The organism is Actinomadura coerulea (assembly GCF_014208105.1).
Lineage (GTDB): Bacteria > Actinomycetota > Actinomycetes > Streptosporangiales > Streptosporangiaceae > Spirillospora > Spirillospora coerulea.
Genome location: NZ_JACHMQ010000001.1, coordinates 4,246,048 through 4,259,105 on the forward strand (window position 1 = coordinate 4,246,048; position 13,058 = coordinate 4,259,105).

The window sequence follows — 13,058 nt, forward strand, 5'->3', positions numbered from 1 at the left end:
CTCACCTCCGCCCGGCGGTGGTCACGGCGAGGACGCAGCGGTCGTCGTGCCGCACCCCGGCGGAGCGCAGCAGGTCCGCGGCGATGAGCAGCGGCTCGCGGGCGGGACCGGGCCGCCCGGCGGCGCCCCACTTGTCGGTCAGCCCGTCGGAGTGCAGCACCACGGCGGCGCCCTCCGGCAGGTCGTAGGCGTGCTCGCGCAGCGTCCGGGTCTTCGCGCCGGCGATGCCCGGCACCGAGATCATGCCGTGCCGGCGGTCGGGGCCGACGATCCATCCGGCGACGTTGCCCAGCCCCGCGAACCGCACCGTGCCCGCCGCCGGGTCCACGGCCGCCACCGCGACCGCACCGCCCCGGGTCGCCGCGAGCCGCTGGTGCACCTGCCGCAGCAGGTCGAGGGGGCGCGCCGGCAGCACGGCCTCGCGCATCGCCATGACGGCCTCCCGGCCGGCCCGCGCCGCCATCGGCCCGTGCCCGAGGCCGTCGCAGACCATCGCGTAGACCGTCCCGCCGTCCAGCCGCGCGGCGTAGGCGTCACCGCACTCCTCTTCGCCGTCGATCGGCCGGGTCAGCCCGGCGAAGGGCGGGCCCGGCCGGTCGACGGGGGCCGCGTCGCCGCCGGGCCGTGAGAACCCGGCGAACAGGACCGTGCCGGTGCCCGGAAGCGAATGCATGCCGGTGCGGTCGGCGAGCCGCTCGATCGAGCCGAGTCCGAGGCCGAGGGTGCCGGACGTGGTGTGCCCGTCCATGCGGGACGCGCGGACATCGGGGATGCCGGGGCCCCGGTCCATGCACACGAGCTCCAGCGCGGCCTCCTCCCCCACCCGCACGATCCGTACGAGGATCTCCCCCTGCACCGCGTGCTTGGCCAGGTTGGTGGCCGCCTCGGTCACCGCGAGCTGGATCTGCCCGAGCCGCTCCCCGGCGAAGCCGAGCCGCTCGGCCAGGCGGGCCGCCTGGCGCCGCGCGCCGGCCGCCGCGCTGGGCTCCTCGGCCCGCAGCCACACCGCGTCACCGGCGGGCGGGCTGGTCATCCATCCGGTGCCGGTCAGCGGGTCCACTTGGTCACCGTCACCGTGGTGCCCCTCCCGACCTCGGTCTCCAGCTCGAACTCGTCGGCCAGGCGCCGCGCGCCCGGCAGGCCGAGGCCGAGGCCGCCCCCGCTCGTCCATCCCTCGGTCAGCGCCTGCGCCACGTCGGGGATTCCGCCGCCGGAGTCGGTGAACACCAGCCGCACCCCGGCGCGTCCCCGCGCGTTGACGACGGACTCCACGCGCGCGGAGCCGCCTCCGCCGTGCACGAAGGTGTTGCGGGCCAGCTCGCTGGCCGCGGTGACGATCTTGGTCTGGTCGACCAGCGACATCCCCGCGGCGGCCGCCGCGGCCCGCACGAGCTGCCGCACCCTGACCACGTCGTCGTTGGAGGCGATGGGGACGCCGTCGCCCCCGGGAGTCGTCACGGCCCGTCCACGGCGCCGGATCCGATGGTCGGCAGCGGCGCGCCGAGCAGCCGCATGCCCTTCTCCAGGTCCAGGGCGGTGCGGACGCCGCCCAGCGACAGGCCCAGCTCGACCAGGGTGATCGCCACCGCGGGCCGCATGCCCACCACCACGGTCTCGGCGTCCATCAGCCGCGACATCGAGGCGATGGTGGCGAACATCCTGCCGATGAACGAGTCGACGATGTCCACCGCGGTGATGTCGATGATCACACCGCGGGCGCCCGTCCTGACGATCCGGTCGGCCAGGTCCTCCTGGAGCGCCAGAACGGTCTGGTCCTGGAGGTCGACCTGGATCGACACCAGCAGCACCTGGCCGATCTTCAGAATCGGCACGCGCTCCATCAGGCCCCCGCCCCGCCGACGACCCGGGTGCCGCTGCGCTCCAGCGCCCACTCCAGGGCGTCGGCCAGCGAGGCCTTCGTCGGGATGTCGCCGAACTCGATCCCGAGCGCCACGATGGTCTGGGCGATCTGCGGGCGGATACCGGAGATCACGCAGTCGGTGCCCATCAGCCTGGCCGCCATCACGGTCTTCAGCAGGTGCTGGGCCACCTCGGTGTCCACGGCCGGGACGCCGGTGATGTCGATCACGGCGAACTGCGAGCCCGTCTCGACCAGGCGCTCCAGCAGGGTCTCCATCACCACCTGCGCGCGCGCGGAGTCGAGCGTGCCCACCAGCGGGACCCCGAGGATCCCGTCCCAGAGCTTCACCACGGGCGTGGACAGTTCGAGCAGCTGCTCCGTCTGGTCGGCGATGACCTGCTCGCGCGCGGCGGCGTAGGTCTCGAAGGTCACCAACCCCAGATCGTCGATCTCGGAGGAGAACGCCGCGAACTCGGCGTACGCCGCCACGTCCTCGATGGCGCCGACCTGCTCCAGCACCGCCTGCTTGAGCGAGAACACGCTCACCGCGGTCTCGCTGGGGCTGAACCCCTGCCGGGCGCGGGTGCGGGAGATCTCGGTCAGCGCGGCCCGGAGTTCCCCGGCCGCCTCCCGCTCTCCGCCGGTCGCCCTCTCGATCAGCCCGTACAGCTCGGAGAGCTCGGTTCTGAGCTCACTCTCCGTGATCCGGCCGCGCACCCCCGCGACGACCAGGTCGACCCACCGGTCAAGAATGACATCCCGCCGGGAGCGCAGCAGCTCCGGAAGACGCGCATCGCCTGTTGCCTTGCTCAACTGCCGTGTCCCTCTCTGCCCGCCGCGCCTTCATCACGCATGAACGCTGCGGGAAGAGTACCGCCCATAGCAGAGAGAAACGGACTAAGCGCCTTGATCATCCGGGGCGGGCGGTGTTGTGGCTCCGGTCCGGGACGCGCTCGGCGGGCGGGCTCGGGGACCAGGAAGCGACTGACCGGTAACCCGCAACGCCGGTTACCGGCGGTGATCGAGAGCGCATGGCCGCCATCGGCCCGCCCCGCGCGGGCGCGAAACGGGCACGCTCGACCGGCGGGCTGGACCCTGGCCCGCTCTGGACAGGCCGCCATAGAGGAAGGTCCACCGCATCCGCACAGGGCTGGATGAAGCTCCATGGCATGGACGGTCCAGCCCATGGTGTGCTGACCGGCATGGTGACGATGGGACGGACGATGGTGCCCGCCGGAGAAGGCCGGGCGGTGCGGGTGGGCGCCGGGCGGCGGGTGCGCGTGGTGGACGTGGAGGGCGGCCAGGTCGGCGACCTGTTCGCGTTCGCCGCGGACGACCCGCGCGAGCATCTGAGCGCCGCGCACACCCGCAGCGCGACGAGCCGGCTCTTCCCCCAGGTGGGTGAGTCGTTCGTCACGGATCGGCGCAGGCCGATCCTGACGCTGGCGGGCGACACCTCCCCCGGATCGCACGACATGCTGATCGCGGCGTGCGACCCCGCCCGGTACGAGGGGCTCGGCGCGCCGGGGCACGCCTCGTGCGCGGGGAACCTGGAATCGGCGCTGGCGGGGATGGGGCTGTCGGCCGCCGTCGTGCCGCAGCCGGTCAACGTGTTCATGCGGATTCCGGTGGAGGCGTCCGGGCGGCTGCGCTGGCTGTCCGCCGAGAGCCGGCCCGGGGACGCGATCACCTTCGAGGCGGTCATGGACTGCGTGGTGGTCCTCTCGGCGTGTCCGCAGGACCTGGCCGGGATCAACGGCGACGGCCCCACCCCGATGGCGATGGACGTCCTGTGAGACGGACCGGTTCCGACCCGGTCCATCAACGAGAGGGAGAACGGAAATGAGCATCACGATCACGCATCCGGCCCTGGAGCCGGGACAGGCCGGCGGGCTGCGCACGTCCAACCGCCTGGTGGTGGCACCGATGACACGGGTCTCGGCCGCGCCGGACGGCACGCCGACGCCCGAGATGGCCGAGTACTACGCCGAGTTCGCGCGCGGAGGCTTCGGCCTGGTGATCACCGAGGGGATCTACACCGACACCGTCTACAGCCAGGGGTACCTCAACCAGCCGGGCCTGGTGTCGGAGCGCCACGTGTCCGCCTGGCGCGAGGCCACGGCCGATGTGCACGAGGCCGGAGGCTCCATCGTGGCCCAGCTGATGCACGCGGGCGCGCTGTCGCAGGGGAACCCCTACCGCGACGACACCGCCGGGCCGTCGGCGGTGGTGCCGCAGGGCGTCAAGATGCCCGAGTACGGCGGGCACGGCCCCTGGGCGGCGCCCAAGGAGATGAGCCTGGACGACATCAGGCAGGCCGTGGACGGCTTCGTCGCCTCGGCGGCGAACGCCAAGCGCGCCGGGTTCGACGGAGTGGAGGTCCACGCCGCCAACGGCTACCTGCTGGACCAGTTCCTCACCGACTACACCAACCTGCGCGAGGACTCCTACGGCGGCCCGGTCGCGGCCCGGGTGCGCCTGGCCGCCGAGGTCGTCGCGGCGATCCGCGCGGAGGTGGGGCCTGACTGGAGCGTCGGGGTCCGGGTGTCGCAGACCAAGGTGAACGACTTCCGGTACCGCTGGCCCGGCGGCGCCCACGACGCGGAGGTGATCTTCGCCGCGCTGACCGAGGCGGGCGCGAGCTACCTGCACGTCGCGAGCGAGGGCCGGAACTGGCTCGACTCCGCGCAGCTGGACCGGGGGCTCACCGTCACCGGCCTGGCGCGCCGGGTGAGCGGGCTGCCGGTGATCGCCAACGGCGGGATGCACCACGCGGAACTGTCGGCGCAGGTCCTGGCGGACGGCCACGCCGACCTGGTCTCGGTGGCCAGGGCCGCGCTGGTGAACCCCGACCTGCCGCGCCGCCTCGCCGAGGGCAGGGCGCTCGACTCCTTCGACCATGCGATGCTGTCGCCGATGGTCACCCTGGACAACGTCCGGCGCTGGCGGCTGGCTGCCGGTGCGGACGCCTGAGCCGGCGGCCGGGGGCGAGGAGAGGGGCGGGGACATGGCCGCGAGCTGGCACGGCGGGGCGGCCGCGGTGGTCGCCCTGGGCTTCGACGTGGACGCCGAGACGCCGGTCCTCGCCCAGGGCGGCCGGTACGCCGCGCACGCGAGCACCATGTCCCACCAGACCTACGGGCCGGACGTGGGGCTGCCCCGGATCCTGGACCTGCTCGACGACATGGAGGTCCCGGCGACGTTCTTCGTCCCGGGCTGGGTGGCCGAGCGGCGTCCGGGGCTGGCCGCCTCCGTCGTCGAGCGCGGGCACGAGGTGGCGCACCACTCCTACTCCCACCGTCCGCCCACGTCGATGTCCCCGCGGGAGGAGCGCGCGGACTTCGAGCGCGCCCTGGAGGTGTTCTCCGCGCAGGGCATCGAGATCACCGGGCACCGGGCGGCACTGTGGGAGGCGTCCTGGACGACGGCGGAGCTGGTGGCCGAGCACGGGCTGCGCTACGACTCGTCGCTGATGGGCGACGACCGGCCCTACCGGGTGCCCACGGCGGCGGGCGAGATCGTCGAGCTGCCGGTGCACTGGTCGCTGGACGACTGGGAGCAGTACGCCTACCTGCCCGAGCCGCACGTCGGGGCGGTCATCGAGTCGCCGGGCAAGGTGCTGGAGCTGTGGCGCGCGGAGCTGGACGGCATGCGGCACTACCGGTGCCTGTTCAACCTGTGCGTGCACCCGTTCCTGTCCGGGCGCCCGGGCCGGGCGCTGGCCCTGCGCCGTTTCATCGAGTACGCGCGGGAGTGCGGCGACGTGGCGTTCGCCCGCTGCCGGGACGTGGCGGAGGCGGCGCTCGCCGATCCGGACGTCCGGCCGAGGCCCCACCGCCCGCCGCGGGTGGACCCGGACGTCCACCCGCACTGACCGCCCTCGCCCGCCCCGGCAGGCGAGGGTCAGGCCATGTCCGCGGCCCGCAGGGCCAGGAAGAGGTCGACGCGGTCGGCGGTGCGGGCGGTGTCGCGGCCGGTCAGCTCACCGATCTTGGCGAGCCGGTTCCGCAGCGTGTTGACGTGCACCCGGAGGGCGGCGGCGGTGGCCTGCCAGTGCCCGTCGTGGTCCAGGAACGCGCGCAGCGTGGTCTCCAGCTCGCCGCCCCGCCTGGCGTCGTGCTCGCGTATCGGCGCGAGCACCCCGTCGGCCAGGGTGCGCAGGGCGGCGGCGTTCTGCGTCCCGAGCAGGAGCCGGTGGGGGCCGAGTTCGGCGAAGGTCCGGACGGCGGGCCCGGCGCCGCCCCGCCGCAGGGTGCGGCAGACCTCGCGCGACCTGATGAGCGGTTCGCGCAGCCCCGCCGGCCCCCGGGCCGTCCCGCCGAGGCCCACGACGGCGCGGCGGCCGGGGAACCGCTCCCCCACGGTGGAGGCGAGGCGCTCGGCGAGGGGCGCCGCCTCCCGCTCCCCGTGCCGCCACGACAGGACCGCCACCACGTCCTGCGACCCGGCCGCCACGACGACCGGGACGCCGGCGGCGGCGAAGAACTCGCCGACGACCTCCGCGAGTCCGGGCAGGGTCGCCTCCGGGCCCGCGAACGCCGTCGTCCACACCGACAGCGGCCCCTCGGGGTCGACGCCGAACGCGCGCAGCCGGCCGGGGACCTCGGCGTCGCGGCTGCCGCCCGACAGCACCATCTCCAGCAGCTCGCTGGCGAACCGCAGCTCGATCGCCTGGACGGCCTGCTGCTTGGCGACCTCCAGGCTGAGGAAGCGCGCCGCCTGGTCCAGCGCGTCCTGCTCCAGGCGCGTCAGTTCGCTCACCGGGCGCAGGCAGATCAGCGCCGCGTCGACGTCGCCGACCGCGCCGACCAGGTACAGCGCGGCCCGTCCGGCGGCGCCGAGGTCGAGTTCCAGCGGCGGCGGGCGGCGGGTCAGCCCCGTGGCGACCGTGTGGAGCTGGGCGGCGTCCAGCTCCGTCCCCGCCGAGGCCAGCAGGCGGCCCATCCGGTCGATGACCGCGAGCGGCAGCTCGTGGTCGCGGCGCAGCACCCGCAGGACGCCGGACGCGCCCGCGCCCCGCGAGATCGCCGTCGCCAGCGCGTCCCCCCGGCGCACCATGCCGACCAGCGCGCCCTGGCGCTCCTCGGCGTAGCGGGTGGCGACCGCCTCGGAGATCGCGGTGAACGGGACGTCCGCCGCGATCTCCAGCAGGGGCACGCCCGCGGCGCGGCAGGCGGCGGCCAGGTCCTCCGGCGTGGCGGGGCGCTCCGGACGCAGACCGAACACGATGCCGGCCGCGCGGGCCCGCCGGACGTTGGCGACGAACCCGGCGGCCTCGATCCGGTCGTCCCACAGGCCGTTGGTCAGCACCAGCTCGCGCCGCCGCACGTAGCCGGAGGGGTCCGGCAGCTCGGTGTTGTGGACCCAGGCGACCGGCTCCTCCAGGGCCCCCGGAGGGCCCGGAACCAGGACCCTGAGGCCCAGCGACTCGTCTTCCAGCAGCGATGCCAGCGTGAACACCCTGTGAATCTATCCATCAAGCCGGACGGGCGATAGAGGTTTCTCTACTTCAGGACGGGACGGCGCGGTGCTTTGGTGTGCTGTACGTCACGGACGGAGGAACCCATGTCCAGCAACGAATCCGCATACAGAAGCTCGGCCGCCGAACCGGTTCGCTTGGAAGAACCGGTCCGCTTCGATGAACACGGCATCGACCCCATCCCGGCCTCCGCCCGCGACTCCACGCCGTGGCAGCAGTTCTGGATCTGGTGCGGGGCCAACATCGCGCCGATCAACTGGGTGCTCGGGGCGCTGGGCGTCACGCTCGGCCTGAGCCTGGTGGAGACCCTGGTGGTCATCACCCTCGGCAACCTGGTGGGCTGCGCGGTCTTCGGGCTGTTCAACGTGATCGGGCACCGCACCGGCGTCAACCAGATGGTCCTCGGCCGCGGGCCGTTCGGCCGGCGCGGCGCCCTCGTCCCCGGCCTGGTGCAGGGGCTGCTGACCATGGGCTGGGTCGGCGTCAACACCTGGGTGGTGCTGGACCTGGTGATCGAGATCCTCGCCCAGGCGGGGGTCCACGGCGGCACCGGGCTGCGCTACCTGGTGGCCGGGCTCATCATGGCGGCCCAGCTCCTCCTGGCCCTCTACGGCTTCTACGCGATCCGCACGTTCGAGAAGTACACCGTCCCGGTCACGGTGCTGGTCATGGTGGTCATGACCGGGCTGGCCATCGGGCAGGCCGACCTCCACTGGACGACCGCCACCGCCACCACCGCGGGCGACAAGTTCACCGCCGTGACCCAGCTGCTCACCGCCATCGGCATCGGCTGGGGCATCAGCTGGCTGCCCTACTCCGCCGACTACAGCCGCTTCGTCCGCACCGAGGCCTCGGACCGGTCGGTGTTCTGGTCCACCGCGCTCGGAATGTACGTCCCCACCGTGTGGCTGGCGGCGCTCGGCGCCTGCCTGGCCAGCGCGGGCGACGGCGGCGACCCCTCCAGCCTGGTGACCGGCGCCTTCGGGGTCATGGCCGTGCCGGTCCTACTGCTGATCATGCACGGGCCCGTGGCGACCAACATCCTGAACCTCTACTCGTGCTCGCTCGCCGCACTGTCGGTCGGCATCCGGACAGCCCGATGGAAGGTGACCCTGGTGGCCGGAACGGTCGCGTCCCTGGTGCTGGTGGTGTTCGTGCACGCCGACAGCTTCGCCCAGGCGTTCGACCACTGGATGGCGTCCATCCTGGTGTGGATCAGCCCGTGGGCGGCGATCGTCCTGGTGGACTTCTTCGTCCTGCGGCGCGGCCGGATCGACGTGGCCACCCTCTACCGGGACGGCGGCGCGAACGTCCGGGCCCTGGTCAGCCTGGCGCTCGGACTGGTGGCGGCATGGGCGTGGCAGTTCGGCACGGTGCCCGCCCTTCAGGGCCCGATCGCGCGGACGCTGGGGCACACCGACTTCTCGTGGCTCTCCGGCGCCCTGGTCGCGGGCGGGCTGCACTACGTCCTGGCACGCCGGGCCCACCGGAAGGCCCCCGGGGCCGCCCCGGCCGAGACGGTCTCCTGACGGGAGCGTCCACCCCCCTCCACGGCGAGCCGCCGACGCCATAGCGTCGGCGGCTCGCCGTGTGCGGACGCCCCGGAACAACGCATCCCCAACGGGTCAACCATGTCTCCTGCGCGACAGATCGGCGCATGGCGGCCCCCCGGGAGCGGGAATGATCCAGGCGCCCTCGCTCGTGGAAAAATCGCTCGCCCGGCACTAAAATCGAACGTATGATCGAATGACCGAGAAGGACCTCTTCGAGCAGGGACCGGCCCGGGTCGCCCGCCGGGCCGGCCGGACCTTCGACGTAAGGCGGACATGCCGATGGCGTTCTCCCCCGAGGTGCTTCCAGCCGCCGTCCAAGCGATCAGCACGGCCCCCTCCCGCCAGCACCCCGTCGTCATGATCACTAGCGCCCCCGGCGGCCGGCCCCAGGTCTGCGTGCCGGACTGGGGCGAACTCCGCGTCCTCGACGACCGGCGCCTGCGCGTGGCGGTCTGGCCGTCCGGCCCCACGGCGGCCGACCTGGACCGCGGCACGCCCGTCCTGTTAATCGTCACCGCCCTCTCCGACGTCTACCTCGTGCAGGCGACGGCCCGCCGCCTGGAGAACGCCGCCATGGTGTGGGCCCACTACGAACTAACGATCACCTCGGCGCGGCTGGCCGACCGCGGCACCGCGCCGCGCCTGCCCCGGGACGCCGAGGACACCACGGAGTACCTGACGCAGCGCCCCCCGAGGCGAGCCAGAACCCATCACCGCCGCCCCGCCCAACGCTCCCCCTGGGCCCGCCCATCGGAGCCCGAAGGCAAGGCGGACCACCTCCACACCGAACGCGCGCGCCCCTGACCAGCCGACGCCCACCGGCCCCGGCGGCGACACCCCCGAACCGCCGCCGGGACCAGCCGGCGGGGTCCCGCCAGACCTTCAAGACGGCCGTGCGCCCGAGTCCGTGACATCCCAGCGGTTGCGGCGGTCGTGGCAGGGCAGGGCATGCGTGTGAGCACGAGCGCACTGATCGTCATCGACATGCTGAACCCTTACGACCACGAGGACGCGGACGCGCTGGCCGACAGCGTCCAGAAGATGGTCGACCCGCTGCGGCGCCTGCTGGACGACGCCAGAGGCCGCGACGACGTGCGCGTCCTCTATGTCAACGACAACTACGGCGACTTCTCGGCAGACCGGAAGGACCTCACCGACCGCGCGCTGAACGGCCGGCGCCCGGACCTCGTCGAGCCCGTCCTCCCGGAGCCCGGCTGCGGGTTCCTGTCCAAGGTCCGGCACAGCGCCTTCTACGGCACCGCGCTGGAGTACCTGCTGTCCCGCGAGAAGGTGGAGCGGGTCGTCCTCACCGGCCAGGTGACCGAGCAGTGCGTCCTCTACAGCGCGCTGGACGCCTACGTCCGGCACTTCCAGCTCAGGGTGGTCCGGGACGCGGTGGCGCACATCGACGCCGGGCTCGGCGACGCCGCGCTGCGCATGATGGAGTCGAACATGCGCGCCGAGATCGTCACCGCCGACCGCTGCTTCTGAGGAGCGGAGAGCGAAACGCCCCGCCGTACGGGCGGGGCGCTCTCACTTGCGAACCGGGTCAGCGCACGTCGACGAAGTCGTCCAAGGACTTCTGGCGGTCGAAGTTGCTCGTCCCGGGGAAGTAGGCGCGCCAGTAGCCGTCCCCCGTGGCCGTGAACGCCTTCTTGAATCGGCCGTCGCCGGCGGTCTTCGCCGACCCCATGTACGCCCAGGACGCGGAGCCCTTGGGACGGAAGTAGACGCGGATCGTCTTGCCCGGGTACACCGTGTATCCGGTGGCGAAGTCGTTGAGCCGCTTCAGGCGGCCGGACACGGCGATCGGGCTGCCCTTGCGCACGGGCTCGGGCGCGGCGTTGTAGCTCTGGATCGTCGTGTCGAACTTCTCGTACCAGTAGTTCTCACGGCTGCCCAGGGCCTTGCCGCTGGCGTTGTAGGCGACGACCCGGACGCGCCATTTCCCGAGGTTCTCCACATGGCCGGGGCAACCGACGGACCAGCCGACCTGGTCCTTGGCCAGGACGCGCTTGTAGACCCGGCCCGCGGGAATCCGCCCGTCGGGATCGATCAGGTAGGCCCTGGAATAGGCGACCGCGGGGCCCTGGGTGCCCCACACCCACACGTCCATGGCGCAGGACGCGTTGTAGTCCCCCTTGCCAACGGAGAGGTGCTTCGGCACCTCGATGCGGAACTGGAGTGACTCGGCTTCGGCCGCGGTCATGCCGCCGGCGAGCACGCCGGCGGCGACGGCAAGCGCGACGGCGCCGGAAACGATTCTGGGGGGCAACGAACGTACCGTCCTGTCTGGTCTCGAGATGCGACGATCATGCCAGCGCCCCAGGCCGCTCACGACCGGATTCGCAGGGGACCCGGCCGGACGGACTTTCCGGGCTCCGACGGGTGGTTCGGTGCGGGAGCAGGAGTGGTCGGACGTGCGTCCGGGCGGGCCGCAATCGGCGCGCGCCAGGGTCTTGCGGGGCGGCGGGCGGGTGGTTACGGTGCATTCGAGTTTTATAGGAAAGTTTCCTATCAGATCGTCGCGCGACCGACTCGGGGTTCGGGGGATTCCCGCTCGTCCACCTCTCCTGCCCGGGAGTGACATTGCGAAGAAGAAGGCTTCTCCCCGGTTTCCTGCTCACCGCCCTCTGCTCCCTCCTGCTCGCCCTGCTCGTCCCCGTCCAGGCCGGCGCCGCCGCCTCGGTGACGGCGACCTTCGCCAAGGCCTCCGACTGGGGCTCGGGGTACGAGGGCAGGTACACGATCAAGAACGACACCGCCTCCGCCGTCACCGGCTGGAAGGTGGAGTTCGACCTGCCGTCCGGCTCGTCGGTCGGGACGTACTGGGACGCGCTGCTCACCAAGTCGGGGCAGCACGCCGTGTTCGCCAACCGCGAGTACAACGGGAGCGTCGCCGCCGGTGCCAGCGTCACGTTCGGATTCATCGTCAACGGGTCCGGGGCGCCGCAGAACTGCACGATCAACGGCGCCTCCTGCACGGGCGGCGACACGCCTCCGCCCGGCACGCCCTCCGCTCCCGGGGCGCCGACCGTGACCGCGAGGACCGACACCTCGCTGACGCTGTCGTGGGCCGCCTCGACCGGCACGGTCACCGGCTACCGCGTCTACGAGGGCACGGCGGTGAAGGCCACCGCGACCGGGACCGGCGCCACCGTCGGCGGACTGACCGCCTGCTCCGACCACACCTACACGGTGAAGGCGTACAACACCGCCGGGGAGTCGGCGGCGAGCGCCCCGGTGGCGGCCACCACGACCGGCTGCACGGAGCCGCCGCCCGCGAGCCGCCGCGCCGCGCCCTACCTGTACATGGGCTGGGGCGACCCGCCGAGCCCGTCCACCGTCATGAGCGCCACCGGTATCAAGTGGTTCACGATGGCGTTCATCCTGTCCAGCGGCGGCTGCAACCCCGGCTGGGACGGGCAGCGCCCGCTCAAGGGCGGCGTGGACGAGCAGGCGATCTCGCAGATCCGCGCCGCCGGCGGTGACGTGCTGCCCTCCGTCGGCGGCTGGTCGGGCAACAAGCTCGGCCCCCACTGCTCCACGCCCGAGGCGCTGGCCGGCGCGTACCAGAAAGTGATCGACGCCTACGGGCTCAAGGCCATCGACATCGACATCGAGAACAGCGACGAGTTCGAGAACGCGGCCGTCCAGGACCGCGTCCTCGGCGCCCTGAAGATCCTCAAGCGGAACGACCCGGGCCTGCAGACGATCCTGACGTTCGGCACGACCACCACCGGGCCGAACTACTGGGGCAAGCGGCTCATCGACCAGGCCGCGGCGCTGCAGGCGGACGTGGACGTGTTCACGATCATGCCGTTCGACTTCGGCGGCGGCGCGGACATGTACGGCAGCACCGTCAACGCGTCCGAGGGCCTGAAGACCGCGCTGAAGTCGGCGTTCGGGTGGTCGGACGCCACCGCCTACACGCACATGGGGATCTCCGGCATGAACGGCCTGTCCGACCAGCAGGAGCTCACCTCGACCGCGACGTGGACGAAGATCCGCGACTGGGCGAAGTCCAAGAACCTGGCCAGGCTGGCGTTCTGGTCGGTCAACCGGGACCGGCCCTGCCCGGGCGGCGGCGTCGCCGAGAACTGCAGCGGCACCGACCAGCAGCCCTGGGAGTTCACCAAGATCACGGCCGGTTTCTGACCGGCCC

General features: G+C 72.7%; 13 protein-coding genes. 7 read left to right on the top strand and 6 right to left on the bottom strand.

The window, feature by feature from the left end; all coding sequences use genetic code 11:
- Nucleotide 1 precedes the first annotated feature (1 nt).
- The 4 genes from BKA00_RS19390 to BKA00_RS19405 are packed head-to-tail and all read right to left on the bottom strand — an operon-like array spanning nucleotide 2 to nucleotide 2,674.
- Nucleotides 2-1,060, bottom strand: coding sequence for an ATP-binding protein (locus tag BKA00_RS19390; protein WP_230298563.1), 1,059 nt, complete (start codon nucleotides 1,058-1,060; stop codon nucleotides 2-4).
- Nucleotides 1,048-1,458 (bottom strand): ATP-binding protein, encoded by a 411-nt coding sequence (locus tag BKA00_RS19395; protein ID WP_185026969.1) that lies wholly within the window; start codon nucleotides 1,456-1,458, stop codon nucleotides 1,048-1,050. Before BKA00_RS19395 ends, BKA00_RS19390 begins: the two co-directional genes overlap by 13 nt.
- Nucleotides 1,455-1,841, bottom strand: a complete 387-nt coding sequence (locus BKA00_RS19400; RefSeq protein WP_185026971.1) for an STAS domain-containing protein — start codon at nucleotides 1,839-1,841, stop codon at nucleotides 1,455-1,457. Before BKA00_RS19400 ends, BKA00_RS19395 begins: the two co-directional genes overlap by 4 nt.
- Entirely contained in the window at nucleotides 1,841-2,674 is an 834-nt protein-coding gene (locus BKA00_RS19405; RefSeq protein WP_230298564.1) for an STAS domain-containing protein, read from the bottom strand. Before BKA00_RS19405 ends, BKA00_RS19400 begins: the two co-directional genes overlap by 1 nt.
- 356 nt (nucleotides 2,675-3,030) lie before the next feature.
- Between BKA00_RS19405 and BKA00_RS19410 the strand changes: the two genes are divergently transcribed.
- Genes BKA00_RS19410 through BKA00_RS19420 form a run of 3 tightly spaced genes read left to right on the top strand, consistent with a single transcriptional unit; the run spans nucleotide 3,031 to nucleotide 5,735 of the window.
- The gene (locus tag BKA00_RS19410; protein ID WP_230298565.1) at nucleotides 3,031-3,657 is read left to right on the top strand and encodes a DUF1989 domain-containing protein; all 627 of its coding nucleotides are present in this window, start codon (nucleotides 3,031-3,033) and stop codon (nucleotides 3,655-3,657) included.
- Between the two features lie 46 nt (nucleotides 3,658-3,703).
- Entirely contained in the window at nucleotides 3,704-4,834 is a 1,131-nt protein-coding gene (locus tag BKA00_RS19415; protein WP_185026973.1) for an oxidoreductase, read from the top strand.
- A 34-nt stretch (nucleotides 4,835-4,868) separates the two neighbouring features.
- Complete coding sequence (locus BKA00_RS19420; protein ID WP_185026974.1) at nucleotides 4,869-5,735, top strand: polysaccharide deacetylase family protein; 867 nt, start codon at nucleotides 4,869-4,871, stop codon at nucleotides 5,733-5,735.
- Between the two features lie 29 nt (nucleotides 5,736-5,764).
- Here the strand turns inward: BKA00_RS19420 and BKA00_RS19425 are convergent, their stop codons facing one another.
- The gene (locus BKA00_RS19425; protein WP_185026975.1) at nucleotides 5,765-7,321 is read right to left on the bottom strand and encodes a PucR family transcriptional regulator; all 1,557 of its coding nucleotides are present in this window, start codon (nucleotides 7,319-7,321) and stop codon (nucleotides 5,765-5,767) included.
- A gap of 105 nt (nucleotides 7,322-7,426) precedes the next feature.
- On the opposite strand from BKA00_RS19425, the gene BKA00_RS19430 reads away from it, so the two are divergent.
- The 3 genes from BKA00_RS19430 (at nucleotide 7,427) to BKA00_RS19440 (ending at nucleotide 10,384) form a co-directional block, all read left to right on the top strand.
- The gene (locus tag BKA00_RS19430) at nucleotides 7,427-8,869 is read left to right on the top strand and encodes a purine-cytosine permease family protein (protein WP_185026976.1); all 1,443 of its coding nucleotides are present in this window, start codon (nucleotides 7,427-7,429) and stop codon (nucleotides 8,867-8,869) included.
- 297 nt (nucleotides 8,870-9,166) lie between these two features.
- Nucleotides 9,167-9,697 (top strand): hypothetical protein, encoded by a 531-nt coding sequence (locus tag BKA00_RS19435; RefSeq protein WP_185026977.1) that lies wholly within the window; start codon nucleotides 9,167-9,169, stop codon nucleotides 9,695-9,697.
- A gap of 150 nt (nucleotides 9,698-9,847) precedes the next feature.
- Nucleotides 9,848-10,384, top strand: a complete 537-nt coding sequence (locus BKA00_RS19440) for an isochorismatase family protein (protein WP_185026978.1) — start codon at nucleotides 9,848-9,850, stop codon at nucleotides 10,382-10,384.
- A 58-nt stretch (nucleotides 10,385-10,442) separates the two neighbouring features.
- Here the strand turns inward: BKA00_RS19440 and BKA00_RS19445 are convergent, their stop codons facing one another.
- A complete protein-coding gene (locus BKA00_RS19445) occupies nucleotides 10,443-11,168 on the bottom strand; it encodes a hypothetical protein (RefSeq protein ID WP_185026979.1) in 726 nt (241 codons plus the stop codon).
- Nucleotides 11,169-11,482: 314 nt separating this feature from the next.
- Here BKA00_RS19445 and BKA00_RS19450 point away from each other — a divergent pair, with 314 nt between their 5' ends.
- Nucleotides 11,483-13,051 (top strand): cellulose binding domain-containing protein, encoded by a 1,569-nt coding sequence (locus tag BKA00_RS19450; RefSeq protein ID WP_230298566.1) that lies wholly within the window; start codon nucleotides 11,483-11,485, stop codon nucleotides 13,049-13,051.
- The last annotated feature ends 7 nt before the right edge of the window (nucleotides 13,052-13,058 follow it).